Source organism: Acrocarpospora pleiomorpha, from assembly GCF_009687885.1.
GTDB lineage: Bacteria > Actinomycetota > Actinomycetes > Streptosporangiales > Streptosporangiaceae > Acrocarpospora > Acrocarpospora pleiomorpha.
Genome location: NZ_BLAF01000028.1, coordinates 33,175 through 58,420 on the forward strand (window position 1 = coordinate 33,175; position 25,246 = coordinate 58,420).

Annotated in this window: 26 protein-coding genes and 1 pseudogene; 14 read left to right on the plus strand and 13 right to left on the minus strand. The window is 67.5% G+C overall.

Going from position 1 to position 25,246, the window contains the following annotated elements:
* Positions 1-95 precede the first annotated feature (95 nt).
* Both Aple_RS55615 and Aple_RS24525 read left to right on the plus strand, forming a co-directional pair.
* On the plus strand, positions 96-224 hold the full coding sequence (locus Aple_RS55615) for a hypothetical protein (RefSeq protein WP_281361609.1): 129 nt from the start codon (positions 96-98) through the stop codon (positions 222-224).
* Positions 225-233: 9 nt separating this feature from the next.
* Entirely contained in the window at positions 234-1,373 is a 1,140-nt protein-coding gene (locus Aple_RS24525) for a cystathionine gamma-synthase (RefSeq protein ID WP_155347038.1), read from the plus strand.
* Here the strand turns inward: Aple_RS24525 and Aple_RS24530 are convergent.
* The 3 genes from Aple_RS24530 to Aple_RS24540 all read right to left on the minus strand — a co-directional run bounded on the left by Aple_RS24530 (position 1,370) and on the right by Aple_RS24540 (position 2,466).
* Positions 1,370-1,798, minus strand: a complete 429-nt coding sequence (locus Aple_RS24530) for a hypothetical protein (protein ID WP_155347039.1) — start codon at positions 1,796-1,798, stop codon at positions 1,370-1,372. The two genes, Aple_RS24525 and Aple_RS24530, sit on opposite strands and share 4 nt — an antisense overlap.
* 83 nt (positions 1,799-1,881) lie before the next feature.
* Positions 1,882-2,130, minus strand: a complete 249-nt coding sequence (locus Aple_RS24535; protein ID WP_155347040.1) for a hypothetical protein — start codon at positions 2,128-2,130, stop codon at positions 1,882-1,884.
* Between the two features lie 162 nt (positions 2,131-2,292).
* Complete coding sequence (locus Aple_RS24540; protein WP_155347041.1) at positions 2,293-2,466, minus strand: hypothetical protein; 174 nt, start codon at positions 2,464-2,466, stop codon at positions 2,293-2,295.
* Positions 2,467-2,705: 239 nt separating this feature from the next.
* Between Aple_RS24540 and Aple_RS24545 the strand changes: the two genes are divergently transcribed.
* Both Aple_RS24545 and Aple_RS24550 read left to right on the plus strand, forming a co-directional pair.
* Positions 2,706-3,485 carry a GntR family transcriptional regulator gene (locus Aple_RS24545; RefSeq protein ID WP_170321644.1) on the plus strand — a complete coding sequence of 260 codons (780 nt, stop codon included), beginning with the start codon at positions 2,706-2,708 and terminating at the stop codon, positions 3,483-3,485.
* 55 nt (positions 3,486-3,540) lie between these two features.
* Positions 3,541-3,939, plus strand: a complete 399-nt coding sequence (locus Aple_RS24550; RefSeq protein ID WP_155347043.1) for a DUF6292 family protein — start codon at positions 3,541-3,543, stop codon at positions 3,937-3,939.
* Here the strand turns inward: Aple_RS24550 and Aple_RS24555 are convergent.
* Positions 3,905-5,854, minus strand: a complete 1,950-nt coding sequence (locus Aple_RS24555) for a vWA domain-containing protein (protein ID WP_155347044.1) — start codon at positions 5,852-5,854, stop codon at positions 3,905-3,907. The genes Aple_RS24550 and Aple_RS24555 overlap by 35 nt on opposite strands.
* Positions 5,851-7,290, minus strand: coding sequence for a sigma 54-interacting transcriptional regulator (locus Aple_RS24560; protein ID WP_155347045.1), 1,440 nt, complete (start codon positions 7,288-7,290; stop codon positions 5,851-5,853). Before Aple_RS24560 ends, Aple_RS24555 begins: the two co-directional genes overlap by 4 nt.
* A gap of 140 nt (positions 7,291-7,430) precedes the next feature.
* On the opposite strand from Aple_RS24560, the gene Aple_RS24565 reads away from it, so the two are divergent.
* The 5 genes from Aple_RS24565 (at position 7,431) to Aple_RS24585 (ending at position 12,824) form a co-directional block, all read left to right on the plus strand.
* Positions 7,431-8,606, plus strand: coding sequence for an FIST signal transduction protein (locus Aple_RS24565; protein ID WP_155347046.1), 1,176 nt, complete (start codon positions 7,431-7,433; stop codon positions 8,604-8,606).
* A 12-nt stretch (positions 8,607-8,618) separates the two neighbouring features.
* Positions 8,619-9,590, plus strand: coding sequence for an ROK family protein (locus Aple_RS24570; RefSeq protein ID WP_155347047.1), 972 nt, complete (start codon positions 8,619-8,621; stop codon positions 9,588-9,590).
* 24 nt (positions 9,591-9,614) lie between these two features.
* Positions 9,615-10,829: a threonine ammonia-lyase gene (gene ilvA / locus Aple_RS24575; protein WP_155347048.1), complete on the plus strand. Its 1,215-nt coding sequence runs from the start codon at positions 9,615-9,617 to the stop codon at positions 10,827-10,829.
* A gap of 78 nt (positions 10,830-10,907) precedes the next feature.
* Positions 10,908-11,858: an ATP-binding cassette domain-containing protein gene (locus Aple_RS24580; protein WP_155347049.1), complete on the plus strand. Its 951-nt coding sequence runs from the start codon at positions 10,908-10,910 to the stop codon at positions 11,856-11,858.
* Positions 11,859-12,002: 144 nt separating this feature from the next.
* Positions 12,003-12,824, plus strand: coding sequence for an ABC transporter permease (locus Aple_RS24585; RefSeq protein ID WP_155347050.1), 822 nt, complete (start codon positions 12,003-12,005; stop codon positions 12,822-12,824).
* On the opposite strand, the gene Aple_RS24590 is transcribed toward Aple_RS24585, so the two are convergent.
* Entirely contained in the window at positions 12,813-14,261 is a 1,449-nt protein-coding gene (locus Aple_RS24590; protein WP_155347051.1) for a M1 family metallopeptidase, read from the minus strand. The two genes, Aple_RS24585 and Aple_RS24590, sit on opposite strands and share 12 nt — an antisense overlap.
* A gap of 131 nt (positions 14,262-14,392) precedes the next feature.
* Positions 14,393-15,487 carry a 4-hydroxyphenylpyruvate dioxygenase gene (gene hppD, locus Aple_RS24595; protein ID WP_155347052.1) on the minus strand — a complete coding sequence of 365 codons (1,095 nt, stop codon included), beginning with the start codon at positions 15,485-15,487 and terminating at the stop codon, positions 14,393-14,395.
* 96 nt (positions 15,488-15,583) lie between these two features.
* On the opposite strand from hppD, the gene Aple_RS24600 reads away from it, so the two are divergent.
* Both Aple_RS24600 and Aple_RS24605 read left to right on the plus strand, forming a co-directional pair.
* Entirely contained in the window at positions 15,584-16,051 is a 468-nt protein-coding gene (locus Aple_RS24600) for an Lrp/AsnC family transcriptional regulator (RefSeq protein WP_246239504.1), read from the plus strand.
* Positions 16,052-16,139: 88 nt separating this feature from the next.
* The gene (locus Aple_RS24605; RefSeq protein ID WP_246264752.1) at positions 16,140-18,353 is read left to right on the plus strand and encodes a transglycosylase domain-containing protein; all 2,214 of its coding nucleotides are present in this window, start codon (positions 16,140-16,142) and stop codon (positions 18,351-18,353) included.
* Between the two features lie 145 nt (positions 18,354-18,498).
* Here Aple_RS24605 and Aple_RS24610 read toward each other — a convergent pair.
* The 3 genes and pseudogenes from Aple_RS24610 to Aple_RS24620 all read right to left on the minus strand — a co-directional run bounded on the left by Aple_RS24610 (position 18,499) and on the right by Aple_RS24620 (position 21,128).
* Positions 18,499-20,556, minus strand: a pseudogene (locus tag Aple_RS24610) (thioredoxin domain-containing protein).
* Between the two features lie 20 nt (positions 20,557-20,576).
* The gene (locus Aple_RS24615; RefSeq protein ID WP_218038497.1) at positions 20,577-20,741 is read right to left on the minus strand and encodes a hypothetical protein; all 165 of its coding nucleotides are present in this window, start codon (positions 20,739-20,741) and stop codon (positions 20,577-20,579) included.
* A 93-nt stretch (positions 20,742-20,834) separates the two neighbouring features.
* Positions 20,835-21,128, minus strand: a complete 294-nt coding sequence (locus tag Aple_RS24620; protein ID WP_155347054.1) for a hypothetical protein — start codon at positions 21,126-21,128, stop codon at positions 20,835-20,837.
* Positions 21,129-21,539: 411 nt separating this feature from the next.
* On the opposite strand from Aple_RS24620, the gene Aple_RS24625 reads away from it, so the two are divergent.
* On the plus strand, positions 21,540-22,688 hold the full coding sequence (locus Aple_RS24625) for a hypothetical protein (protein ID WP_170321645.1): 1,149 nt from the start codon (positions 21,540-21,542) through the stop codon (positions 22,686-22,688).
* Between the two features lies 1 nt (position 22,689).
* On the opposite strand, the gene Aple_RS24630 is transcribed toward Aple_RS24625, so the two are convergent.
* The 3 genes from Aple_RS24630 to mca are packed head-to-tail and all read right to left on the minus strand — an operon-like array spanning position 22,690 to position 24,017.
* Positions 22,690-22,995 carry a GNAT family N-acetyltransferase gene (locus tag Aple_RS24630; protein ID WP_155347055.1) on the minus strand — a complete coding sequence of 102 codons (306 nt, stop codon included), beginning with the start codon at positions 22,993-22,995 and terminating at the stop codon, positions 22,690-22,692.
* Positions 22,992-23,147 carry a hypothetical protein gene (locus Aple_RS52170; RefSeq protein WP_170321646.1) on the minus strand — a complete coding sequence of 52 codons (156 nt, stop codon included), beginning with the start codon at positions 23,145-23,147 and terminating at the stop codon, positions 22,992-22,994. The genes Aple_RS24630 and Aple_RS52170 overlap by 4 nt, the downstream gene beginning before the upstream one ends.
* A gap of 9 nt (positions 23,148-23,156) precedes the next feature.
* The gene (gene mca / locus Aple_RS24635; RefSeq protein ID WP_155347132.1) at positions 23,157-24,017 is read right to left on the minus strand and encodes a mycothiol conjugate amidase Mca; all 861 of its coding nucleotides are present in this window, start codon (positions 24,015-24,017) and stop codon (positions 23,157-23,159) included.
* A gap of 173 nt (positions 24,018-24,190) precedes the next feature.
* On the opposite strand from mca, the gene Aple_RS24640 reads away from it, so the two are divergent.
* Complete coding sequence (locus Aple_RS24640) at positions 24,191-24,607, plus strand: DUF4307 domain-containing protein (RefSeq protein ID WP_155347056.1); 417 nt, start codon at positions 24,191-24,193, stop codon at positions 24,605-24,607.
* Between the two features lie 77 nt (positions 24,608-24,684).
* Positions 24,685-25,185, plus strand: a complete 501-nt coding sequence (gene greA, locus Aple_RS24645; RefSeq protein ID WP_155347057.1) for a transcription elongation factor GreA — start codon at positions 24,685-24,687, stop codon at positions 25,183-25,185.
* Positions 25,186-25,246 lie beyond the last annotated feature (61 nt).

Here is a 25,246-nt window from a genome sequence, read left to right on the forward strand (position 1 = left end):
GGCCGTTCGGCCGACCCCTGGACGGCCGAACCCATCCTTCGGGCGAGATGAACCCAAGCTTCGAAAGTGTTCTATCTACTGAGGAGGTGGGGGGCATGACCGTCCTCGGAATCATTTTTGTGGTCATCGTGGTACTACTCGCGCTGGCCGATCCGCTGCTCCTGTCGCGATTCGAGCGACTGGGCGACAAGGACCTGGCCGAGAAAGAGAACGTCTGGCGGTAGCCTCACTGCATGACTGAAGGCTTTGAGACCCTGGCCATTCACGCGGGTCAGGAGGCGGACCCGCTGACCGGAGCCGTCGTTCCGCCCATTTACGCCGTATCTACCTACAAGCAGGACGGCGTGGGTGGGCTTCGTTCCGGATACGAGTACAGCCGGTCGGCCAACCCGACCCGTACCGCACTGGAAGAATGCCTGGCCGCCGTGGAGGGCGGGGCGCGGGGGCTGGCGTTCGCGTCCGGCCTGGCCGCGGAGGACACGCTGCTGCGCGCGGTCTGCCGCCCGGGCGACCATGTGATCATTCCGAACGACGCATATGGCGGGACATTCCGCCTGTTCGCCAAGGTTCTGGAGGCCTGGGGGCTGTCCTACGACCCGGTTCCGCTCGGTGACGTGGACGCGGTCCGGGCCTCCGTCCGCCCGCAGACCAAGGTGATCTGGGTGGAGACGCCCACCAATCCGCTGCTCGGCATCGCCGACATCGCCGCGCTCGCGTCCATCGCGCACGACGCGGGGGCCATGCTCGTGGTGGACAACACCTTCGCCTCGCCGTACCTGCAGCAGCCGCTGGCGCTCGGCGCCGACGCGGTGGTGCATTCCACGACGAAGTATGTCGGGGGGCATTCGGATGTCATCGGGGGCGCGCTCGTGGCCGGGTCGGCGGAGCTGGGGGAGCGCCTGGCGTACCACCAGAACGCGATGGGCGCGGTGGCCGGGCCTTTCGACGCGTGGCTGACGCTGCGCGGGCTGAAGACGCTCGGGGTGCGGATGGATCGGCACTGCGACAACGCCGAGCGGATCGTCGATCTGCTGCTGGCGCATCGGAAGGTGACCGAGGTGCTGTATCCGGGCCTGCCCGGACATCCCGGACATGAGATCGCGGCCAAGCAGATGAAGCGTTTCGGCGGAATGATCTCGTTCCGGGTCGCCGGAGGCGAAGCCGCCGCCGTGGACGTCTGCAACCGGGCCCGGCTGTTCACGCTCGGCGAGTCCCTGGGCGGCGTCGAATCCCTGATCGAGCACCCCGGCCGGATGACGCACGCGTCCGTGGCCGGTTCGGCCCTCGAAGTGCCCGCCGACCTGGTCCGCCTGTCGGTCGGCATCGAAACCGTCGACGACCTGCTGGCGGACCTCTCCCAGGCGCTCGGCTAACTCCCGAAGACCATCAGCACCAGGATCACCAGCCAGATCAGCGAGGTCACCCCGCCCAGCGCGGCGATCCGCCCGACCTGAACCTTCGCGTCGTCCTCCGGGTTGTCGTTCTCCAGTGCCCGGAGGGCCTTGTTCAGATCCCGGTCGATGATGACCAGCAGCACCACGGCCACGATGAACAAGGTCATCGACACCGTCAGGTACACCTTCGCCAGGTCGGACCGGCCGAGCAGGATCCCGAACAGGAAGACCCCGAGCGTCAGGAACCCGAACAGCCGCCCGGCCCGCCTCAGGAAGCGCAGGACGTTGAGGTCACGCGCCCGGATGTACCGCGGCACATAACTCGTGACGGCGGTGAGCGGACCGATCGCGAAGATCGCGAACCCGATGTGCAGCCACAGCAGTAGCTTGTCGAGGAACGACATACTCTGAGGCTATCGCTTCAGTGATCAGACCGGCAGTGCGATTCCGTACGGCTCCCGCAAGACATACGGAATCACGCCGATGCTCAAACCCGCAGTTCGCGGTCCAACTCCAGACAGGTCGGGCACGCGTGCTCCGGATGGATGACGCAGGCCGTGTGATCGACGCTGAGCCCGAGGACGCGCCGGGTCCCCGACGACAGCGCGCTCCGCGGGCTGAGGGTCAGCGACCGCCGCCGGTCCTCGCGCCGGATACTGTGCACGAGGAGCATGAACGCGCTGAGCGCGACCAGCCCCGCGGTGAGACTGAAGAGAACGATTACGGTGTACAACACGTGCGGCTCCCCATCTGATGTTGGGTTTTGTGTCGCCGCTGACTCCCCGATCGCCAGGCATGACACGCTGTAAACCGACCATATGAGGGCGATCCGACCCTGAGTTGTGAGGGTTCCGACAGGTTTGGCTATGCCGGACGGATGGTCGTCCTGCCCTCGTGGTTAGCTCCGGTTGTGGCTGTAGCGGCGCGCGCAGATCGGGCACGGCGGCACCCGGTAGTCACAGGTGTGGTGCGTCCGCGCCCGGTCGGTCAGCACGATGTTGACCGCCAGCGTGACAAAGGCGAGGGCGATGCCGGCGCCGATGACCAGCGACGCGATGAGGATGATTTCCACGGCGGATCCTTTTCTTCGGTGGCCTCTATATCAGCATTCTCGAGGCCTGTGAAGGAAGGGTTGGAATATAAACTCAGCCCTGTTGGCCATCGTTAAACTCATGACCGGACTCATGCCATTGAGCTACTCATTGGAATGAGTCTGATGTTTTTAGGCGACCGGCTCGTCTCACTCATTGGCATGAGCGGCTTGTACCAATGAGTGGTGTAGGTCTAACTTTGCCAGGGGAAGGGGTTCACGTGGCGGAAGCGCTCTATCGGCAGGTCGCGGCAGATCTCCGGGCAAAGATCAACACGGGGGAGCTGCCGCCGGGCATCCAGCTCCCGTCCGAGTCAGCGCTGGAGCGGCTGTACGGCCACCTCGCGAGCGGGCGAGGGGACGCGAGGCTCTCGCGCAACACGGTGCGGCTCGCGATCGCGATCCTGCAGAACGAGGGCCTCGTCGAAGCTCGCCACGGCCGGGGGACGTTCGTGCGCGAGCGCGTGACGTTCACGGTCCTCGCCTCGTCGGAGGAGGGCGTGGAGGTCACCGATCGCGACGCTTTCGTGGCGGCGGTGAGCGTTCTGGGCCGCAAGCCCGAGCAGCTGGGCCTCCGCATGGAGATCAGGACCGCCTCGCCCGAGGTGGCGGAACGGCTGCGCATCGAGGAAGGCGACACCGTCGTCGTGCGGAGCATGAACCGCCTGATCGACGGCCGTCCCTGGTCGATCCAAGAGTCCTTCTACCCGATGGACATCGCTGCGGGCACTCTGCTCATGTTCCCGCAGAACATCGAGCACGGCACGGTCACCGAGTTGCGCCGGCACGGGCACGGCCAGGTCGGGTATCGGGACGAGATTGTCTGCCGGATGCCGACCCAGGTGGAGGCGGTGTTTCTCGGCCTAGGCGCGGGCGTGCCGGTTCTAGAATTGTTCCGGACGGCCCACTCGCCGGACCGGCCGATCCGTTTGACCATCAATGTGTATGCGGGGGACAGCACCCAGCTGGCCTACAATATCGGAGAACTAGGTAACGAGTGATCGTTCGCCTCGTGAATTAAACAACCGGTCGATTAATAGAATGGAAACACGCGTCATGATCTTCGTGCCCGAAGCGTACAGCGACGCTTGGTTGGAGCTTCCCATCGCTTATGTGGCGCGGGTGGCCGAGGTGCTGGGCGCTGAACGCTGGTGGGACGACCCCTTCGATCCCCGGGACGCGACGATCCTGCTCGGGCACGGGCGCGCGCTCGTCTGGGACGAGGAGAGCGGGTGGCGGCGCGGAACCTTCCTGTCCGGGCGCAAGGGCGTGCGCACCGAGCTGGCCGGGGCGCTCTACCTGGGCGGCGGCGTGCTGCCGGAACCGGAGCGGGTGGCCGAGCTGCTCGCGGGCGGCGGAGCGGAGCGGCCCGTCTACCGGTCGTACCGGGATATCGGGGACGGGTTCGACCAGAAGCTGGTCAGGTACGTCGGCGGGCTCGTAGGAAGTCGTTGACGACGTACTCGCCCAGGCGGTCGGCGCTGGGGGCGAAGACGCGCCCGCCGTTGCGGCGGGCCACCTCGTCCACGAACTCGCGCAGGCGTTCGTCGGCGGCGAGCATGAAGACGTTCATGGTGGCGCGGCGGCGGGTCATCTTGTCGACTTCGGCGAGGGTGAGTTCGAGGGTCTCCCGGGAGGGCGGCCACTCGAAGCGGGGCACGCCGTTGCGCATCAGGTGGGCGGTGGGCTCGCCGTCGGTGACGACCAGCACGACGGGTTCGAAGTCGGGATGCCGGTCGAGGTGGCGGCCCGCGATGAGCAGGGCGTGGTGCAGGTTGGTGCCCTGGACCATGTCCCATTCCAGGCCGGCCAGCTCGTCGGGCTGCAGCACGCGGGCGTAGTTGGAGAAGCCGACGATCTGCACCGAGTCCTGCGGGAACTTGGAGGCGACCAGGGCCTGCAGGGCGAGCGCGGTCTGCTTGGCGGCGGCCCAGGTGCCGCGCAGCGCCATCGAGTAGGACAGGTCGACCAGCAGGCAGACGGCGGCGGCTGAACGGCGTTCGGTCTCGGAGACCTCGAAGTCGTCCACCGAGAGGCGGACCCGGCCGTCCGCCGTGCCGCGCCGTACCCCGTTGATGACGGTGCGGACGACGTCGATGGGCTGCTCGTCGCCGAAACGCCAGGGGCGGGTGGAGCCGGTGAGCTCACCTGCCGCGCCCGCGTCGCGCTGGTCGTGGTCACCGCGGCGGCTGGAGTCGAGGGAGGCGAACACCCGGCGCAGGGCGGTCTCGCCCAGGCGGCGTACGGCCTTCGGAGTGAGTTCCAGTTTGCCCCGATGGCGGCGGAGGTAACCCTGGTTCTCCAGCTCGCGCTCGATCCGGCGCAGGGCCTCCAGGTCGTCCACGCCGGAGCGGCCGAGCGCGCGCCGGACGGCGGCCTCGTCGATGTCGTCCAGGCGGGCGCCCGGGTAGTCCTGGCGGAGGGCGGCTTCGAGCTCGCTCAGGTCGGCGAGTTCCTGGAGGGCGCCCACCGCGTCGCCCATGCCCATCGGGTCGTCGCCGCTGACCCGCTCGGGGGAACTCCAGGACAGATCGGGACGGCGGGCGTACAGGGAGTCGCCGAGGCGGCGCATCTGGTCGGCGAGACCGGCGCGTTCGAGGGTCTGGGCCATGAGACCGGCGAGTTCCTCGCGCTGCTGCGGCGTGAGCGAGGCCAGCAGCCGCTGCGCGGCCGCGGCCCGCCGGGCAAGCTGATCGACAAGCTCCTCCAGGTTCCGCGGATTCTCCGGGAACATGTCCCCATATTTCCGCATGAAGGATTCAAAATCCTCCTGGGTGTGCTGCCCCTGGGCGTCCCTGTCGAGCATGTCGTTCAGGTCGGACATCATCTGCCGGACCCGTTCCATCGCCTCCGGATCCGGATTGGCGAGGGCTTCCTTCATGCCGCGGAACTGGCTGTCCAGGATCTCCCGGCGCAGCAGGTCGCGCAGCTCCTCGAAGGTCTGCCGGGCCGCCGCCGACCGCCAGTCGTAGGCGTCCAGTTCCTGCACGGCCCGCGCGGTGTCGGACGGCAGCGCGTCCAGGGCGGCCTCGCGGAACCGCGCGTCATCCGAGGGATCGGGGAACAGTTCCGCGCGTTCCTGGCCGATCGCCTTGTCCAGCAGGGCGCGGGCGCGTTCGAGGGTGCCGTCCAGGCGGGTGTTCTCGCGGAGTTCGCGGCGGCGTTGCCGTACCTGGCGGAGGAGCTCTTCGAGGCCGCGCCGGTCCGGCGCGTCGGGGAGGCCGCGTTTGAGCAGGTCGCGCAGGGCGTCCAGCGGGGTGGAGCCGGACAGGATGGCGTCGCCCATCTCGTCCAGCGCCGAGCGCACGTCATAGGGCGGGGCGAGCGGATCCGGCCCGTCCTGATATTCGCCGTAACGGTAGGCCGTCATGTGCGGTAGACCGCGCCGCCCGCGATGTCGTCCTTGGAGAGGCGGCGCATCAGGTAAAGGCCTTCGAGCGTGAACTCCAGGGCGGCGGCGGCGTGGCCGGGGGATTCGTCCCCCTCGCCCATGCCGATCCGGGACATGATCTTGGCGAGGCCGTCCACCCGGCCGATCCGGCGCAGCAGTTCGGTGGCGGGCACCAGCTCGCCGGATTCGATCTGGGCGCCTTCGGAGAATTTCTCCAGCAGCGGGGCGAGCTCCAGGCCGCCCAGCGTGTTGCGGAAGGTCTCGGCGGTGGCGCGGCGGAGCAGGTGGGCGAGCACCTCGACCTCGCGGCCCTCCTCGCTGACCTCGAACTCCACCTTGCCGCGCAGCGTGTGCACGATGCCGGGCAGGTCGCAGACCCGGGTCACCGCGTTCTCCTCGCCGGTCAGCGCGGCCCGGCGGACCGCGGACGCGGCGGCGGTCTCGGTGGCCGCGATCGAGAAGCGGGCCGACACGCCGGAGCGGGTGTCCACGGCGGTCGACTCCCGGACCAGCCGGGTGAACCTGGCGATGATCTCGACCAGGTGCTCGGGCACGTCCGCGCCGATGTCGGGGATGACCTCCTGGCGGATCAGGACCAGCTCATCCTCGATCGTCTTCGGATAGTGGGTACGGACCTCCGCGCCGAACCGGTCCTTGAGCGGAGTGATGATCCGCCCCCGGTTGGTGTAGTCCTCCGGGTTGGCGCTGGCGATCAGCAGCAGGTCCAGGGGCAGCCGCAGGTTGTAGCCGCGAACCTGGATGTCCCGCTCCTCCAGCACGTTCAGCAGCGACACCTGGATACGTTCGGCCAGGTCAGGCAGCTCGTTGACGGAGAAGACGCCCCGGTTCGTGCGGGGCACCAGGCCGTAGTGCACGGTCTCCGGGTCGCCCAGCGTGCGCCCTTCGGCGATCTTGATGGGGTCCACGTCGCCGATCAGGTCGCCCACCGAGGTGTCGGGGGTGGCCAGCTTCTCGCCGTACCGCTCGCTGCGGTGTTTCCACGCGACGCGGATCTCGTCGTCGGCCAGGCCCCGGCAGCGGGCGCAGACGGGAGCGTACGGATGGTCGTTGATCTCGCACCCGGCCACCACCGGCGTCCACTCGTCGAGCAGCCCGATGACGGTGCGGATCAGTCGGGTCTTGCCCTGACCGCGCTCGCCGAGGAGCACGAGGTCGTGACCTGCGATGAGGGCACGTTCGAGATGCGGGAGCACGGTCTCGTCAAAGCCGACGATGCCGGGGAACCGGGGCTCACCCGCGCGCAGGCGGGCCAGCAGGTTCTCCCGGATCTCGGCTTTCACCGGCCGGTGGACGTGTCCACTCTCGCGCAGTTCACGCAGAGTGCTCAGTGACGGAGCAGGTGCGGGCGATTTGTGCACGGGATTGAGCCTACGTCGCGGATGCAACACCCGCATCCGATTGCGCTGCGGATCTTGACCATTCAGTGACGAATCGGGTGAGTTCCGGAACGGTGTTGTGGGGAGAATCGGGCATGAGGGCTATGAAATAGAACTGCATGAGATAACGGACTTGTCCTGATGAGAGGGGGCGCGCGATGGCGGTGTTGACAAGCCGGTTCGCTGACGGGCTAGCCGTCGGGCCCAACCTGGTGGAGAGCGCGGAGACCGCGATCCGGCAGGCTCTCGCGGGGCTGACCGGGCAGGCCGACCTGGTCTGTTTCTTCATCTGCGGCGAGGACGCCGAGGACGTGACGAAGGCCGGGCAGCGGGCGATGGAGCTGGTGGGCGAGGCTGCGGTGATCGGCTGTAGCGCCACCGGCGTGATCGGCGACGCCCAGGGCGTCGAGCTGTCCCCGTCGGTGAGCGCCTGGGCGGCTTCGCTGGGGGAGGCCAGGGTGACCACGTTCGCCCTGGAATCGCTGCGAGCCGATGACCGATTTGTGGTGATCGGGTTGCCGGAACGGGAGGTGGACGACCGGGTGGCGATCATGCTCGCCGATCCGTACACGTTCCCGACCGACGCGTTCGTGGAGCACTCCAGCGAGGTGCTGGGGAACCTGCCGCTCATCGGCGGCCTGGCCAACGGCCTGCAGGGCCGTGGTTCGGTCCGGCTGTTCGCCGACGGCGAGGTCTACACCGAGGGCGCCATCGGCGTCATGCTGAGCGGCCCGGTACGGGTGAGCACGGTGGTCAGCCAGGGCTGCCGCCCGATCGGCCCGACCATGGTCGTCACCCGCGCCGAGGAGAACGTGCTGCTGGAGCTCGCCGGCCAGCCCGCGCTGGCCCGGCTGGAGGACATCGTCAGCGCGCTCGACGAGGAGGACCGCGAGCTCGTCGCCTCCGGCCTGCAGATCGGCATCGCCATGGACGAATACGCGGAACGCCACGAACGGGGCGACTTCCTCATCCGGGGTGTGCTCGGCATCGACCCCGAGCGGGAGGCGGTCGCGATCGGCGACATCGTGCCGGTCGGCCGTACCGTACGCTTCCAGGTCAGGGACGCGGAAACCGCCGACGAGGACCTTTACGAGTTGCTGGACGCGCACCTGGCCGAGGGAGGCCGAGTGGACGGCGCCCTGCTGTTCTCCTGCAACGGCCGGGGCTCGGCTATGTTCGGCACGCCCGACCATGACGCGCTCGCCCTCCGCGACACCCTCGGCCCGATCGGCGTCGCCGGATTCTTCGCGGCCGGCGAGGTGGGCCCGGTCGCCGGTCACAACCACGTGCACGGTTTCACTGCCTCCGTCCTGGTCTTCTCCACCACAATCTGAGGGAGCTCCGTCATGGTCGTGCTGGCGGTCGACGTCGGCGGAACCAAACTCGCGGTAGGCCTGGTGGACACCGACGGCGAGCTGGTGCTCTCGGAGCGGATGCCGACCCCGCCCGGCGGCGACGCCGACGCCTTATGGAAGGCCCTGGCCGGGCTGGCCGAGAGCGTCGCCGAGCGGGCGGCAGGCGAGCTGATCGGCATCGGCATCGGCGTCGGCGGCCCGATGGCCTGGCCGGAAGGCGTGGTCTCCCCGCTCAACATGCCCGGCTGGCGCGACTTCCCGCTGGTCGCCCGCCTGTCGGAACGTTTCCCCGGCATCCCGGTAAGGATCCACAACGACGCCGTGGCCTTCGCGGTGGCGGAACACTGGCGGGGCGCCGGTCACGGCAGCGACAACATGCTCGGCATGGTCGTCTCCACCGGCGTCGGCGGCGGTCTCATCCTGGGCGGCCACCTGATCGACGGCGGCACCGGCAACGCCGGGCACATCGGCCACATCATCGTCGAACCGGACGGCCCCGCCTGCGGTTGCGGCGGCCGGGGCTGCCTGGAGGCGGTCGCGCGCGGGCCCGCGCTGGCGAACTGGGCCGTGACGCAGGGCTGGGAGCCCGGCGGTGCCGCTGTGTCGGACCTGCCGGAACCCCTCTACATGGAGGCCGCGATGGCCTCGGCCCGCCAGCTGGCCTTCGACGCCGCCGCCGGGGACCCGATCGCGCTGGCCGCGATGCGCAGGGCCGGGCGGGCGATCGGGCTCGCCCTGGCCTCGGCCACCCACCTCTGCGACCTCGACCTGGTCACCATCGGCGGCGGCCTCTCCCAGGCGGGCAAACTGATCTTCGATCCGCTGGAGGAGAGCCTGCGCGCCCACGCCCGGATGGACTTCGCCCAGCGTGTCCGGGTGCTGCCCGCCGCGCTCGGCCAGGACGCCGGTCTCATCGGCGCCGCCGCGTTGATCCTTCGGAGCGACCACTATTGGGCAGGGTGAATCCCACCCTGCGAAGATGACGCCATGGACGTTCCTCAGGTGACGTACGACGATGTCGTCGCCGCACGCAAGCTGCTGACCGACGTAATTGTGCAAACGCCGGTCATCCACTCCCGGGTGCTGTCCGAGATCGTCGGCGGCCCGGTGCATCTCAAATGTGAGAACCTCCAGCGTGCCGGCTCGTTCAAGGTCCGTGGCGCGTACGTCAGGATCGCCCGCCTCAGCGAGGAGGAACGGGCGCGGGGCGTGGTCGCGGCGAGCGCGGGCAATCACGCCCAGGGTGTCGCGTTCGGCTCGGGCCTGCTGGGCGCCAAGTCCACGGTCTACATGCCGGAGGGCGCGCCGCTGCCCAAGGTCGAGGCCACCCGCGGCTACGGCGCTGAAGTGATCTTCGCGGGACACACGGTCGACATGGCCTTGCAGGAGGCCAAGGCGCACGCCGCCGAGACCGGGGCGATCTTCATCCACCCCTTCGACCACCCGGACGTGATCGCCGGTCAGGGCACGCTCGGGCTGGAGATCCTGGAGCAGCTGCCGGAGACCGGCACGATCGTGCTGGCCATCGGCGGCGGCGGGCTGGCGGCCGGGGTCGCGCTGGCGGTCAAGCAGCTCCGGCCGGGGGTGCGGATCGTCGGCGTGCAGGCCGAACGCGCGGCCGCCTACCCCGAGTCACTGGCGGCTGGGCATCCGGTCATGGTCGAACCGGCCGCCACGATGGCGGACGGCATCGCGGTCGGCCGCCCCGGCGACCTGCCGTTCGAGCTGATCCACTACCTGGTGGACCAGGTGGTCACCGTGTCGGAGGAGTCGCTGTCGCGGGCGCTGCTGCTCTGCCTGGAGCGGGCGAAGCTGGTGGTGGAGCCCGCCGGGGTCGCCGGCGTGGCCGCGCTACTCGACCAGCCGCACGCGTTCGACGCGCCGGTGGTGGCGGTTCTGTCGGGTGGCAACATCGACCCGCTGCTGCTGGCCAAGCTGCTGCGGCACGGTCTGGCGGCGGCCGGGCGGTATCTGGCGTTCCGGATCCGGCTGCAGGATCGGCCGGGGGCGCTCGCGGCCCTGCTCGGGCGGCTGGCCGAGCTGCGGGCCAACGTGCTGGAGATCGTGCACGAGCGGGTGGGGGCGCGGCTGCACCTGGACGAGGCCGAGGTGTTGCTGCAACTGGAGACCCGCGGGCCGGCGCACTGCGACGAGGTGCTGGGGGCGCTCCGCCGGGAGGGTTACAAGCTCATCTTCTCCTAAAGCTTCCGGCGGGCGTACGGGACGAGGGGATAAAACGGGCATCAACCACGTCAATGGGGGTGAAACGTGGTTGAAACCATGATTAGGGCTGAAGGCCTTGCTAAGCACTATGGCAAGGTAAAAGCGCTCAATGGGGTGGACCTTGAGGTTCCCCGCGGCAGTGTGCTGGCCCTGCTCGGCCCCAAGGGCGCAGGAAAGACCACCACCGTACGCATCCTGGCGACCCTGCTCCGCCCCGACGCCGGGCGCGCCACCATCGCGGGCATCGACGTGCTTGCCCGGCCGGACGAGATCCGCAAGGTGATCGGGCTGACCGGGCAGTACGCGGCCGTGGACGAGTATCTGACCGGGCGCGAGAACCTCGTCATGTTCGCGCGGCTCTACCACATGGATCAGCAGAGGGCCCGGGACAGAGCCGCCGAGCTGCTCGAACAGTTCGGATTGACGGATGCGGCCGACCGGCAGACCGGGACATACTCCGGGGGGATGCGGCGGCGACTGGACCTGGCGGCGTCGCTCGTGGCCAAACCCAAGGTCATCTTTCTGGACGAACCGACCACTGGGCTGGATCCGCGCAGCCGGAACGGCATGTGGGACGTGATCAGGGAGCTGGTCCACGATGACGCGACGTTGCTGCTGACCACGCAGCACCTGGAGGAGGCGGACGCGCTCGCCGACAACATCATGATCATCGATCACGGCCTCGTGATCGGGCGGGGACCTGCGGACCAGCTCAAGGACCGCCTTGGCGGGGAACGAATCCAGGTCGCGGTGAAGGATCGGGCCCGGCTGCCCGAACTGAAGGCGATCGCGGGCATTGTCGGCAGCGGCGTGCCCGAGGTGGATCTCGAGAGCCACAGCGTCACCGTCGAGGTACGCAATGGGGCGGCGTCGCTGGTGGAACTCGTGCGCGGGCTGGACGCCAAGGGCATCGAGCCAAGCGAGGTGGAACTACGCTCCCCAACCCTGGACGAGGTCTTCCTGACCCTGACCGGCCACCGCACCGGAAGCGTGATCCGCGATGGTTAGGTGGTCAGAGTCGGCTGAATGGTCTGGGCTGGCCCTGGCCGGGGATCGGGCCGAGGGCGTGATCCGGGATGGGTAGGTGGTCGGAGCTGGCTGAATGGTCTGGGCTGGCTCTGATCGGGCATCGGGTCGAGAGCGTGATCCGCAATGGCTAAACGGTCCGAGATGGAGCAGCGGTCCGGGGCGGCTGGACGGTTCGGGGCGGTTCGCTGGGCTGTTGCTGACAGTTTGGTGATCGCGCGGCGGTATCTGACGCACATCCCGCGGATCCCGGCACTGGTGTTCTTCACGATCGTGCAGCCGATCATCTTCATCCTGCTGTTCTCGATCGTCTTCGGCAATGCGATCCGGGTGCCCGGCGGGGACTACACCAACTTTCTGCTGCCCGGCATCTTCGTGCAGACCATGGCCTTCGCCACCATGGGCACCTGCGTCGGGCTCGCCGAGGACCTGCACAAGGGTCTGGTGGACAGGTTTCGGGCGCTGCCGATGGCCAGGTCCGCGGTGCTGGTCGGGCGGCTGCTGTCGGACACGGTGAAGAACGCGCTGATCCTGGTCATCATGATCGTGGTCGGCTACATCGTGGGGTTCCGGATCACCAATGGGTTCTTCCCCGCGCTGGCCGGGATCCTGCTGCTGCTCCTGTTCGCCTTCGCCTTCGCCACCATCGGCGCCTGGATCGGCCTCTCGATGAAATCCGTGGAGGCCGCGAACATGGCCGGCATGGTGTGGGTCTTCCCGCTCACCTTCGTCAGCAGCGTGTTCGTGCCGGTCAACTCGATGCCGTTGTGGATCCGGCCGTTCGCCCACAACCATCCGGTCACCGCGACCGTGGACGCGCTGCGCGGACTGTTCCACGGCGGCCCGACCTTGTCACCCCTGATCAAGTCGCTGGTCTGGTGCGTGCTCATTACGGCGATCTGCCTGACCGGCGCGATCACCACCTACAAGAGGGTGTCATCGCACTGACGCGGGCTTGGCCGGCTTGAACAGCCAAGCGTCGAAGAGGTCGTCCAGCTGCTCGCCCGAGATCTTCTCGGCCAGGTCGATGAACTGCTCGGTGGTGACGTTGCCGTAGCGGTGGTCGGCCGTCCACTTTTTGAGCAGCGGGAAGAACTTCGTGTCGCCGATCTCGGTGCGCAGCGCGTGCAGCGCCATGCCGCCGCGGACGTAGACCGAGGCGTTGAACAGGTCGTGGGGGCGGGTCACGCCGGGCGGGTACTTCCAGATCTCGTCGGTGGCGCTGGCGTAGGCGTCCTCGAACGACTGCTGGGCGGTGCCGTTGCCGCGGTGCTCGCTCCACAGCCACTCGGCGTAGGTGGCGAAGCCCTCGTTGAGCCAGAGGTCCTTCCAGCGGTTGATGCTCAGGCTGTTGCCGAACCACTGGTGGGCCAGCTCGTGCGCGATGATGCCCTCGTCCGGCTCGAAGCCGCCGTAGATCGGCTTGGTCTGGTTCTCCAGCGCGTAACCGGCCGCGAAGTCGTCCACCACGCCGCCGGTGGACTTGAACGGGTAGGGCCCGAACACGGTCGTCCAGTAGTCGGTGATCCTGGCGGACTGGTCATACAGAGTGTTCAGGGTGTTGCTGAAGCGGGGGTCGGTGGCGGCGTAGACCGGGATGCCGCCCGGCGAGTCGCCGGTGCGGACCTTGAACTTGCCGGTGGTCATGGTGGCCAGGTAGGTCGTCATGGGGTTGGACTCGCGCCAGACGAACGTGGTCTTGCCGTCCTTGGTCTGGGGCGTTCCGGCCAGCTCGCCGTTGGCGATCGCGGTCACGCCCTCGGGGACGGTCAGGGTGAAGTCGAAGGTGGCCTTGTCGGAGGGGTGGTCGTTACTGGGGAACCAGGTCTTCGCGCCGTTGGGCTCACACGTCACGAACGCGCCGTCCGCGGTGGGGATGAAGCCGTAGGAGCCCAGGTTCGAGGAGTTCTGCACCGGATCGGGCGTGCCCGCGTAGGCGACCGCGACCTTGAACACGGCGCCGTCCCGGAGATCGGCGAAGATCGTCAGCTCATCCCCGTGCCGCTCGAACTGGGCGGGTCGCCCGTTGACGGTCACCGCGCTCACCGTGAACCCGTGCAGATCCAGGTTGAACTGCGACAGCTCCTGCGTGGCCTTCGCGTCGATGGTCGCCGAGCCGCCCAGGTGTTTGCTCCGCGGATCGTAAGCCAGCGCCAGCGCGTAGCGGGTGACGTCATACCCGCCGTTCCCATCCCCGGGAAAGTAGGGATCCCCGATCCCGGTCGTCCCCGCGGTCGCGGCCGACACCGACCGCGCCGCGGCCGGTGGGCGGGACGCGATCGGCGCCTCCCTGTCTGCGGCCCTGTCTCCCGTGGCGCTGTTCGACGCCGAGCAGGCGACCGTAAGGCCAGCCGCGAGCAAGCTGACCACCTGGCGTCCACGCATGTGTGACGTGCCCCCTCCGCACCCGATCCCTGACGAGCAACCCTACGCGAGGAGAACGACAGGTTCAGGCGGCGGCGACAGAGGTTTGCAGGGCCTTGTCGGGCCATGCGGCTTTCGCCGGGCGAAAAGATCTACAGGTTCCCGCGAAGCTCTTGCTCACGCTCGATCGCCTCGAAGAGAGCCTTGAAGTTGCCCTTACCGAAGCCGAGCGAGCCGTGGCGCTCGATGAGCTCGAAGAACACGGTCGGGCGGTCCTGCACCGGCTTGGTGAAGATCTGCAGCAGGTAGCCGTCCTCGTCCCGGTCCACCAGGATGCGGCGCCTCTTGAGTTCGGCCACGGGAGCCCGTACCTGGCCGATCCTGGCTCGGAGCTCCGGGTCGTCGTAGTAGGAGTCGGGGGTCTCCAGGAACTCCACGCCCGCCGCACGCATGCGGTCGACCGTGCTGAGGATGTCGTTGGTGGCCAGCGCGATGTGCTGCACGCCGGGACCGCCGTAGAACTCCAGGTATTCGTCGATCTGCGACTTGCGCTTCCCGGCGGCGGGCTCGTTGAGCGGGAACTTCACCTTCCGGGTGCCGTTCGCGACGACCTTGGACATCAGCGCCGAATACTCGGTCGCGATGTCGTCGCCGATGAACTCGGCCATCCGCGTGAAGCCCATGACACGCTCGTAGAACTCCACCCATTCGTCCATATGCTCGACATTGCCGACACAATGGTCGATGGCCTGGAACATCCGCTGACCAGGCTCCACGATCGGGTCCGCGGCGACGTAACCCGGCAGGTACGGCCCGGTGTAGTTGGCGCGGTCGACGAGGGTGTGCCGGGTTTCGCCGTACGTGGCGATCGCGGCCAGCACCACTTTGCCGTGGTCGTCCTCGACCACATGCGGCTCGGCCAGCCCGCGCGCGCCCGCCGCCAGGGCGTGCCGATAGGCGGCGTCCACGTCCGGCACGTCCAGAGCCAGGTCGATGACACCGTCGCCGTGCGCGGTGACATGTCTGGCCAGGTCGGTGCCGGGCCGCACCGCGCCACGCAGTTCAAAGCGCGCGCCGCCCGAGGTCAGCACGTACGCTACCTCGTCCCGGCTGCCGGTCTCCGGCCCGCGATAGGCGACCAGGCGCATCCCGAAGGCGGTGGAGTAGAAGTGGGCGGCCTGCTTGGCGTTGCCGACGGCGAACACGACAGCGTCCATCCCATGGACCGGAAACACGTCATCAGTCATGGCGACACTCTCGGACGCGATGGCCAACCTGCGCAACACTCACCGAAAATAGTGGACAATATGCTCAGGGAAGGCGGCGATCATCGGAGCATTATTGTGACCGTTGACCAGTTGGATGTCCGGCTTGTCGCACTGCTGGAGGAAGAGCCGCGCATCGGCGTGCTGGAATGTTCGCGGCGGCTCAACGTGGCGCGCGGGACAGTACAGGCCAGGCTCGACCGCCTCGCCGCCCGCGGCGTGATCACTGGATACGGCCCGCAGATCGATCCGGCCGCGCTCGGCTTCGATGTGACCGCGTTCGTGACGTTGCAGATCCGGCAGGTCAGCGGGCATGATCCAGTGGCGGACCGGCTGGCGCTGATCCCCGAGGTGCTGGAGGTGCACACGATCACCGGCGGGCATGACATGCTCTGCCGGGTCGTCGCGCGCAGCAACGCCGACCTGCAGCGGGTGATCGACCAGATCGTGGACGTGCACGGGGTGGTCAGGACCGAATCTGTGATCGCGTTGGACACCCCGGTGCCCTACCGAACTCTGCCTTTGGTCAAGGCCGCGCAACGGTAGTGGACGATAGCCGCAAGGTAGTTGCAATGGCCCAAGCATCGTTATCTATCGTCTACCGTGAACGCCTGCGAGAGGTCTGGGGGATCGCGTGCGAAGCGGTGAGGAAGATGAGGCACCTGGTCAGGAGGCCGCCGAACCGGCGGTTGCCCAGGAGGCCGGCGAGCCGACGGCTGTGCTGGAAGCCGTTGAACCGACGGCGAAACCGCGCCGGAGGCTGCTACGCCGTGTCCTCATCGCCGGCGGGATCGGGATCGCCGGTCTGATCGGCATGTTCGGGGTCGTCTGGGCGATGACCCCGATTCCGGACACCACCCAGGCCCTGGCCACCGCGCAAGGCTCGCTGTTCTACTACCGGGATGGCAAGACCGTCCTCGCCACCCAGGGCGTCAACCGCAAGAACGTGCCGCTCAGCAAGGTCCCCGCTGTGGTCAAGGACGCCGTGATCGCCGCCGAGAACCGGACGTTCTACCAGGACACGGGCGTCTCACTCACGGGTACGGCTCGCGCCATGTGGTCCACGTTCACCGGGCAGCAGATCCAGGGCGGATCGACCATCACCCAGCAGATGGTGCGCAACTACTACAGCGGGCTGAGCCAGGAACGTTCCGTGATCCGCAAGCTCAAGGAGATCATGATCTCGTTGAAGGTGGATCGCTCCAAGTCCAAGGACTGGGTGCTGGAGCAGTACCTCAACACGATCTACTTCGGCCGGGGCGCGCACGGGGTGCAGGCGGCGTCGCTTGCCTACTTCAACAAGGACGTGAGCAAGCTGGGCGCGGCCGAAGGGGCGTACCTGGCGGCCGTGATCCAGCAGCCGACCCGGTTCGCCGACCCGAAGGGCGCGGACCTGGAGGCGGTCAAGGCGCGCTGGCAGGCGGTGGTCTCCGGGATGACCGAGACGAAGGTGCTCACCTCGGCGCAGGCCGCCGGGCTGGTGTTCCCCACGCTGGTCAAGCAGAAGGCGCCGCTGTCGCTGGGCGGGCAGAAGGGCTACATGCTCGCGCAGGTACGGGCCGAGTTGAACCGGCTCGGGTACAGCGACGAGGACATCAACCAAGGCGGTCTGAAGGTCACCACGACGTTCGACCGGAAGTTGATGGGGCTGGCCGAGGAGGCGGTCAAGACCGTGCTGCCGGACGACACGCCGAAGAAGGTGCGCACCGGGCTGGCGGCGGTCGATCCGGCCACCGGGGAGGTGGTGGCCTTCTACGGCGGGCGGGACTACAACGCGACCGAGTGGAACAACGCCTTCGACGCGAAGGTGCAGGCCGGGTCCACGTTCAAGGCGTACGCGCTGGCGGCGGCGCTGGAGAACGGGTTCGACCTGTGGACCCGGGTGGACGGGAACTCGCCGATGCATATCGCGTCCGCGACGATCCCGAACTCGGGGGATGCGTCGTACGGGTCGGTGGATCTCGTGCAGGCCACCCGGAGCTCGGTCAACACGGCGTTCGTCGATCTCGGGCAGAAGGTCGGGCTCGCCAAGGTCGCGCGGGCGGCGGAGGCAGCCGGGATCCCGGCCGACCAGCTGACGCAACATCAGGCCGCGCCCACGTTCCCGCTGGGAGTGGCGTCGGTGAGCGCGGTGCAGCAGGCGTCCGCGTATGGGACATTCGCGGCGGACGGGATCCATCATGACGCGCACGTGATTCGGTCGATCACCGATGTCCGGGGACACACCCGGCAGATCACCGCGCCCGGGAAGCGGGCATTCAGCGCGGAGACCACCGCCGACACCTCGTTCGCGCTCCAGCAGGTCGTCCAGGGCGGCACCGGAACGGCCGCACGCCTCTACGACCGCCCCGCCGCCGGCAAAACCGGCACCACCGACGAATCGGCCGCCGTCTGGTTCACCGGCTATGTCCCGCAACTGTCGGTCGCGGTGAACATGTTCAGGGACGACAACAAAGCGGTGACCGTCCCTGGCTATGGCGCTTTGTACGGGGGGACGCTACCCGCGCAGATCTGGAAGTACTTCATGTCGGCCGCGATGGACGGCAAACCGGTCGAGGAATTCCCACCACCGACCGACTACCAGACAATGTGGAGCAGCCCGAACACCCCTTCCGACCAGAACAACCAGAACGGCGACGGCGAAAACCCCGACTCCTGGGACAGCCCATCCCCATTCCCCACCCCAACAGACACCCCCGAAACGCCCGACTCACCCCCACCAACCGAGGGCGACGGTCAGGGCAACCAGGACAACCCAGGCACCGGCACCGACACCTCAAACCCCGACCCCCCAACCCCCGCCGAACCAGAAGCCCCCGACCCCACAACAACCGAAGTGAACTTCTAAGAACACCAAACCGCCCGACGCGAATTTCGAGCGACGCCTACCAGACTCTCGCCGCCACTCCTGGCGCCAGCGCGGCGAGAACCGTCACCCGGCGCCGGATAACGGTGAGTGACTCGGCGACCTGGTTGTTCTGTGTTGGGTGCTCTCAAGTCAGCTGGCTGAGTTCGCTCTTGAGCGCTTCGGGGGTGGTGACGGGGAGTCTGCACGTGAACTGGCGGCAGACGTAGGCGGCCGGTTCGCCGTTGATCGTGCCCCTTCCGCGTAGGAGGAGTACGGTCTCGTCTCCGTTTCCCCAGGCTAGGACCAGGCCGGGGATCGTCGACATCAATGCTGTCCGATGGAGTTGTTTTGTTCGGAGGTCGTCTGGTGGGCCGATCACGGCGACTTCGATTGGTCCGTCCAAGGCGGCTTGTGCCACTGCCAGTCCCCATCCGGCGAATCGGGCGTACTTTTCTGCCAGCACGGAAACCGCCCCCAGTGCCGCCTCGGCTGACTCCCGATGTCTGCTCGATCCGCTCAGGGCCGCGTATGACAACAATGCCCCTGCCGCCGCGAACTGCCCGGAAGGGGTTGCGTTGTCTGTCGGGTCCTGAGGTCGTTGGAACAAACGCTCCCCATCATCTGCTGTGTCGAAGAAACCGCCGGCTCCGTCGCCGAAGCGTTCTAGCACGCTCTCCAACAACTCTCCGGCGCTCTCGAACCACCGCGTCTCCCCGGTAACGCCATAAAGCGCGATAAGCCCCTCGGCTAGATCCGCATAATCCTCGAGGACGCCCGAATTCCGTCCTGCGTGTCCGCCTAGGGAGGTGCGCAACAGCCATACACCAGTCGATTCGGCGGAGGTTCCCTCCGGGCTGAGGTCGTCGCGTGAATCGATGGGTTTGTGTGGATTTTTCGTGACGTGTAGTTTTATGAGCAACTCGGCGGCAGACCTGGCTGCATCAATCAGATCTGGACGGTCGAAAAGTGCGCCTGTTTCGGCGAGGGCGGCTATCGCGAGGCCATTCCATCCGGCCACGACTTTGTCGTCCCGTCCCGGGCGGACACGTTCTCCCCGGGCGGCGAACAATGCATTCCGTACCCGCTCGAAACGATCGCCGTCATCGGGATCCTCTGGCAGTTGAAGAACCGAAGTGCCGTGCTCGAAAGTTCCCGAGACGTCGAACACCGTCGCCGCCCAGGTGCCGTCCTCGTCTCCGAGGACCTCCCTGAGCTGGTCGGGGGTCCAGACGTAGAATCGGCCCTCCTCGCCTTCGCTGTCGGCGTCCAGAGCCGACGCGAAACCGCCCTCCGGGGTTCGCATTTCTCGCAGCAGCCAGTCGGCGGTTTCCAGGGCGATTCGTTTGGCGAGCACGGAACCGGTGGCCCGCCACCAATGCGTGTACACGCGAAGCAGCAGTGCATTGTCGTACAGCATTTTCTCGAAGTGGGGGACAATCCACTCCGCGTCCACGCTGTAACGCGCGAAACCGCCGCCGAGTTGGTCGTAAATTCCGCCCCGGGCCATGGCGTCGAGCGTCTTCTCCGCCATCGCGAGAGCATCCGCCGTACCCGCACGAAGAAGGAACTCGAGCACCATCGACGGCGGGAACTTGGGCGCGCCGCCGAAACCTCCGCGTGTGGCGTCGAAGGTATTGGCCAGATTGTGAACGGCCCTGGTGAGGGTCTCCCGCGTCGGCAGCGGTCCCGCGGGCAGTCCCGCCCGCTCATTCAGCGCCTCAACCACATTGACGCCCTGCGCCAGCACGGCAGGCCGGTCGTTCATCCACGCCTGCGAGATCCCATGAAGCAACCGCTGAAACTGCGCACGCGGAAAATACGTTCCTGTGTAGAACGGATGCCCATCCGGCGTCGCGAAAACGGTCATCGGCCAGCCACCGTGCCCGGTCATCGCCTGGGTGGCTCCCATGTACACGGCATCCACATCGGGACGTTCCTCCCGATCGACCTTCACATTGACGAACTGGTCGTTCATCATCCGGGCGGTAGCCTCGTCCTCGAACGACTCGTGCGCCATCACATGGCACCAGTGATGTCAAGAAGCGGGTAACCAATGGCAGGATGAGTACCCCACTGAGATCAAAAGGGGCACGTCCCGCCTACTCGCTTCTTGCATCGCCTCCTCTCCCCATGGCCACCAATCCACTGGATTGCGGGCATGTTGGAGGAGGTAGGGAGAAGTCTCACTACCTAGCCGATTCATGTACTCAGCCTCTCACACCCTCAGAAGAGGACGATGCGGGTAAGGACTACGTGGTGGTCCTTCCTGCTGATGCGGTACTCGGCGATGCCGTACCCCTTGGGGATCAAGATTTCCCGCCAGTCAGGATCCATACCCACCTGGTCGCTGCCCGGCAACCAGGGATCCTCACAAATCGCGACAGTCAACGCGGCCACGGTGGAGAAGACGTCAGCGGAGACGGCGGGGTCGCCGAGAGTATCGGCAACGATCTCTGAGGGAAGGACAGGCCATAGATCGTTTCACGAGATGGCGCGCTCCTGCCGGCGGCGAGCGATATCGTCCATCGTCGTGGTGGGGAGCGTCCCCGTTTCGGCTGCCGTACGGACACGGTCACGCTGCGGGTCGGTGTCGAGCACCGCTCGCCCCCACCAGGCCGTGAGCACGCCGTCGAGTTCCGGCCCCTGCTGGGCTTCCAGCAACTCCGCGAAGAATTGTGCCCGGCGGCCACCCCGTAGGGCGTCGGAGATGCCACCGATGGTCCGGGGCACACGCGGCTCGTTGGCCGAATGCTGGTGGACGGGCTGAGCGCTCATCGGCACTACCTTTCATCGCTACCGCACCAGCGTACGGCGCATCGGACAGGCTCCACGGCCTCTCGCATAATTCACTGCTACCAGTGACAGGCCGAGGTAGCCGCTCCCTCCATCTTCCCCGAGCCCGAACTCCGAACGACCACCGGCTTTCGCGCGACGCTAGCCAGATGCCGATCCGGGTAGGGGTGGGTGCGTGGATCTTCCGGGCAGTAGTCGCCGGATGAGGCGTTCAGTGGGGAACGGCGGCGTGGGATCGCTCTGGCGAAGGTTGCCCGGGGGCGGGGCGTGGTGGCGAAGCAGGTATGGGGTCTGGGGATGTAATCGGGTGGCGGCGGGCGTAGGCTCACGGGACGTGAGCGAGGATGTCAGGTGTCGCGGTGGGGTGTGGGCGTGGCCGGTGGAGGAGGCTGCGTGAGCGTGGATTTGGAGTTTGCGATCCGGCATTCCGGGCGGGCGGGGAAAGATCTCACCCGGCGGGACGTGGCGCGGGTGCTGCTCGCGGTGCCGACGGGGCAGGCGCTGGTGTCGATGCCCGACCTGAAGCGGGAACTGCTGGCGGTGGGGAATCCGCTGTCGGCGGCGTTCTGGGAGTCGGCGAAGACCACGCTGGCGCGGATCGAGTCGGGGCTGGCCACGGTGGGTGACGTGCAGCGGTGGCTGGAGTCGACGGGGACCGAGCCGATCCTGCTGACCCGCAGTTACTTCGTCTGGCCGGATGAGGGCGAGCGCGGCCCGGTGGCCACCGAGATGTACGCGCGCCTGGTCGAGCACCTGGAGTCGCTCCTGGCGATCGGCGTGATCGATCCCGATGCGCTGGCGGCGGGGGATCCGGCGGCGCGGGAGGCGTACGAGGAACTGCAGGAGCAGTGGCTGGCGACGTCGCTGCCCGATGGGCGGGTGCCCAGCGCGGTGGTCAGCGACGAGCAGGATGAGGAGCTGTTCGCGGCCTGGGACGAGGAGGAGGCGTTCGCGCTCGGCGAGCTGCGCCGGAGCATGGCCGATCTGCCGGCGCCGCCGTTGCCGGCGGAGGATCTGCGGGCGGCCGCGGGGCGGCTGCGGCGCACGCTGGTACGGCCGGGGTTCCCGGGGAACGTGTTGCGGGCCTGCGCGGGTCTGGACGAGGCGGCGCTGCCGGCCGAGGACGAGGATCTGTGGCTGGCGGTGGCGGCCGGGATCACCGCGCCGATCTCGGACCTGCCGGACGAGGAGGACGCGGCCCGGTTCTTCGACCTGGACGGCGAGCTCAGCCACGAGGACTCGGTGCTCGCCTCGCTGTGCGCGATCAACCACGCCGACTGGCTGGCCGCCGTGACGGCTCTGGCCCGGTACGGCCCCGGCGTGCTCGCCTCACCCGAGCGGATCGCCCGCTTCATCGCGGACTCGGAGGAGAACGACGGCGAGGCCGACAGCCTGGAAGACCTGGAAGCGACCGAAATGCTCTTCACCGCGGTCACCCCCCTGTGGGCCCACCTCGGCATCGTCGACAAAGCCGAAGTGCTCACCCCGCTGGGCTGGTGGGGCCTCCCGAAGGCATTGGAACGCGCCTGGTCCCCCGAGTAGGTCAGGCGATTTCGTCCTGGTAGTTGTCGGGGACGAGGTCGGCGTATTCGGGGTGGCGTTTGATGTAGGACGCGATGAAAGGGCAGAGGGGGACGACGGACAGGGCGCGGTCGCGGGCGCCGTTGAGGGCGGCGCGGGCGAGCTGGCTGCCCAGGCCCTGGCCCTCGAATGCCGAGTCGATCTCGGTGTGGAGGAAGACGATTTTCCCGGGGCGGAGCCGGTATTGGGCGAACCCGGCCACATCGCCTTCGACAAGGATCTCGTAACGGTGGGTTTCGGGATTGTCGACGACGGTGGCCTGGGTCACTTCTTGTCCTTCTCGTGCGGGACCTGGATTTTCGAGAGCTGCTTGTTCATGGACTTGACGAGGAAGAACAGCGCGACGCCCAGCGCGAACACGACGAGGAAGCCGAGCAGCCCCGGGCCGTACTCAGGAGCGGCGGCGGCGATGAAGTTCATCTCTCAAGTCTACGAGCAGGCGGTGGGGGCCTCCGCGTGGACTCCCGCGAACAGGTCGTCCTCGGGGACGGTGGTGTCCACCAGGGAGCGGGCCAGGTGGAAGTCCTCGGTCGGCCAGACCTCCATCTGGATCTCGATCGGGCAGACGAACCAGAAGCCGTCAGGGTCCACCTGAGTGGCGTGCGCGAGGAGCGCGCGATCCCGGGTCTCGAAGAAGTCGGCGCACGGCACCTGCGTGGTGACATCCCACTTCTCCGGCCTGTCCTCCCAGCGGGAGATCCAGTCCGCATACGGCGAGCCCATGCCACGCGAGGTCATCGCCTCATGGAGCGCCTCGAACTTGTTCTTGGAGAAACCCATCTGGTAGTAGAGCTTGAGCGGCTGCCACGGCTCCCCGGCCTCGGGGTAACGATCGGGATCCCCGGCCGCGTCGAACGCCTCCACGGAGACCCGGTTGGTCATGATGTGGTCGGGGTGCGGGTAACCGCCGTTGTCGTCGTACGTCAAGATGACATGCGGCCGGAACTCGCGGACGGCGGCCACCAGCGGCGCGGAGGCCACCTCCAGCGACTGCAGCGCGAAACAGCCCTCCGGCAGCGGCTCGGTTTCGTCCTCGGGCAACCCGGAGTCGACGAAACCGAGGAAACGCTGGCGCACGCCGAGGATCTCGCGGGCCCGCTCCATCTCAAGCCGCCGCACCTCGCCCATGTTCTCCAGGATGTCCGGCCGGTCCATCTTCGGGTTCAGAATGGATCCGCGCTCACCACCGGTGCAGGTGACCACCAGCACGTCCACGCCCTCGCCGGCATAGCGGGCCATGGTCGCCGCGCCCTTGCTCGACTCATCGTCGGGGTGCGCGTGCACGGCCATCAGCCGCAACGGCGCGATCTCAGCACTCACGGGTCTCCTCAAATGTCCTGGGCAACTGCTCAAAGAGGCTAGCTTCAAGGTGCGACAGTTTTCGCCTTGGGCAACCCTCCGCGGCACCCCTTCGCGAACAATTGTCTCGGACAACGCCGCCAGACCGCAGGGAGATTCCGCGCATGTCCCCAGAGCCAGTCACGCGCCCGGTTCTCGGCACGCCCGCGGACTTCCCCGAACGTCCCCCCGCGGGCCGCAGCCGGTTCGTGGTGTATGCGGTGATTGGCCTGATCGTCGCGGTTATCGCCTCCGGCTGGGGCTACGTGATCCTCAGCGCGCGCGGAAATCCGGAGGTCCGGGCCGAGGTGGTCTCCTTCGACGCGAGCGCGGCCGACTCGGCGGCGATAACCTTCCTGGTGCACAAGCCCGCCGACCGCGAGGCGAGGTGCCTGGTGCGCGCCCTGGACACCCATCACGTCGAGGTGGGCACCCGCGACGTCACGATCCCCGCGGGGGAGTCCGACAAATCGTTCACTGAGCGCGTGAAGACCAGTGCGCAAGCCACAGCCGTGCACGTTCAGTATTGCAATCTCGTATAGTGGAATCTTTGGGGAAGCGTTCGAAGGCGTTAACTTCTACGCCTTTCGACTCACCTAGGGAAGCAAGGAGAACCCGCGTGGCCGTCTCCCAGAACGATTCCGTCACCTGGCTGACGCAGGAGGCGTACGACCGCCTCAAGGAGGAGTACGACCGCCTTTCTGGTCCGGGTCGGATCGAGATCGCCAAGAAAATCGAGGCCGCCCGCGAGGAGGGTGACCTCAAGGAGAACGGCGGATACCACGCCGCCAAGGACGAGCAGGGCAAGATGGAGGCCCGCATCTTCCACCTCCGGCAGATCCTCGACAGCGCCAAGGTCGGCGAGGCCCCCCGAACCGAGGGGGTGGTCGGGCCCGGCATGACGGTGACGATCCGCTTCGTCGGAGATGACGACGAGGTGACCTTCCTGCTGGCCTCCCGTGAGGAGAGCGGCGCCCCGATCGACGTGTACTCGCCCAAGTCCCCGCTCGGGGCCGCCATCAACGGCAAGAAGATCGGCGACAAGGCGACGTACACGATGCCGAACGGCCGGGCGATCACGGTCGAGGTGCTCGAAGCCGTGCCGTACATCGGCAACTGACGTTTGTTCAAAATCCGCCGGAGACACGCGCTCCGGCGGATTTCGGCGTTTTGCATCCGCT

Excerpts from the sequence above, each read along its gene's own strand:
- Aple_RS24565 (WP_155347046.1), top strand. The coding sequence starts at position 7,431 with ATGGCGGTGTTGACAAGCCGGTTCGCTGACGGGCTAGCCGTCGGGCCC.
- Aple_RS24620 (WP_155347054.1), bottom strand. The coding sequence starts at position 21,128 with ATGAGCGCTCAGCCCGTCCACCAGCATTCGGCCAACGAGCCGCGTGTG.
- Aple_RS24580 (WP_155347049.1), top strand. The coding sequence starts at position 10,908 with ATGATTAGGGCTGAAGGCCTTGCTAAGCACTATGGCAAGGTAAAAGCG.
- Aple_RS55615 (WP_281361609.1), top strand. The coding sequence starts at position 96 with ATGACCGTCCTCGGAATCATTTTTGTGGTCATCGTGGTACTACTCGCG.
- Aple_RS24640 (WP_155347056.1), top strand. The coding sequence starts at position 24,191 with ATGTCCCCAGAGCCAGTCACGCGCCCGGTTCTCGGCACGCCCGCGGAC.
- Aple_RS24530 (WP_155347039.1), bottom strand. The coding sequence starts at position 1,798 with ATGTCGTTCCTCGACAAGCTACTGCTGTGGCTGCACATCGGGTTCGCG.
- Aple_RS24585 (WP_155347050.1), top strand. The coding sequence starts at position 12,003 with ATGGCTAAACGGTCCGAGATGGAGCAGCGGTCCGGGGCGGCTGGACGG.
- hppD (WP_155347052.1), bottom strand. The coding sequence starts at position 15,487 with ATGACTGATGACGTGTTTCCGGTCCATGGGATGGACGCTGTCGTGTTC.
- Aple_RS24555 (WP_155347044.1), bottom strand. The coding sequence starts at position 5,854 with ATGACGGCCTACCGTTACGGCGAATATCAGGACGGGCCGGATCCGCTC.
- mca (WP_155347132.1), bottom strand. The coding sequence starts at position 24,017 with ATGGCCGTGCACGCGCACCCCGACGATGAGTCGAGCAAGGGCGCGGCG.
- ilvA (WP_155347048.1), top strand. The coding sequence starts at position 9,615 with ATGGACGTTCCTCAGGTGACGTACGACGATGTCGTCGCCGCACGCAAG.
- Aple_RS24550 (WP_155347043.1), top strand. The coding sequence starts at position 3,541 with ATGATCTTCGTGCCCGAAGCGTACAGCGACGCTTGGTTGGAGCTTCCC.
- Aple_RS24560 (WP_155347045.1), bottom strand. The coding sequence starts at position 7,290 with ATGCGGGTGTTGCATCCGCGACGTAGGCTCAATCCCGTGCACAAATCG.
- Aple_RS52170 (WP_170321646.1), bottom strand. The coding sequence starts at position 23,147 with ATGAACTTCATCGCCGCCGCCGCTCCTGAGTACGGCCCGGGGCTGCTC.
- Aple_RS24590 (WP_155347051.1), bottom strand. The coding sequence starts at position 14,261 with ATGCGTGGACGCCAGGTGGTCAGCTTGCTCGCGGCTGGCCTTACGGTC.
- Aple_RS24570 (WP_155347047.1), top strand. The coding sequence starts at position 8,619 with ATGGTCGTGCTGGCGGTCGACGTCGGCGGAACCAAACTCGCGGTAGGC.
- Aple_RS24525 (WP_155347038.1), top strand. The coding sequence starts at position 234 with ATGACTGAAGGCTTTGAGACCCTGGCCATTCACGCGGGTCAGGAGGCG.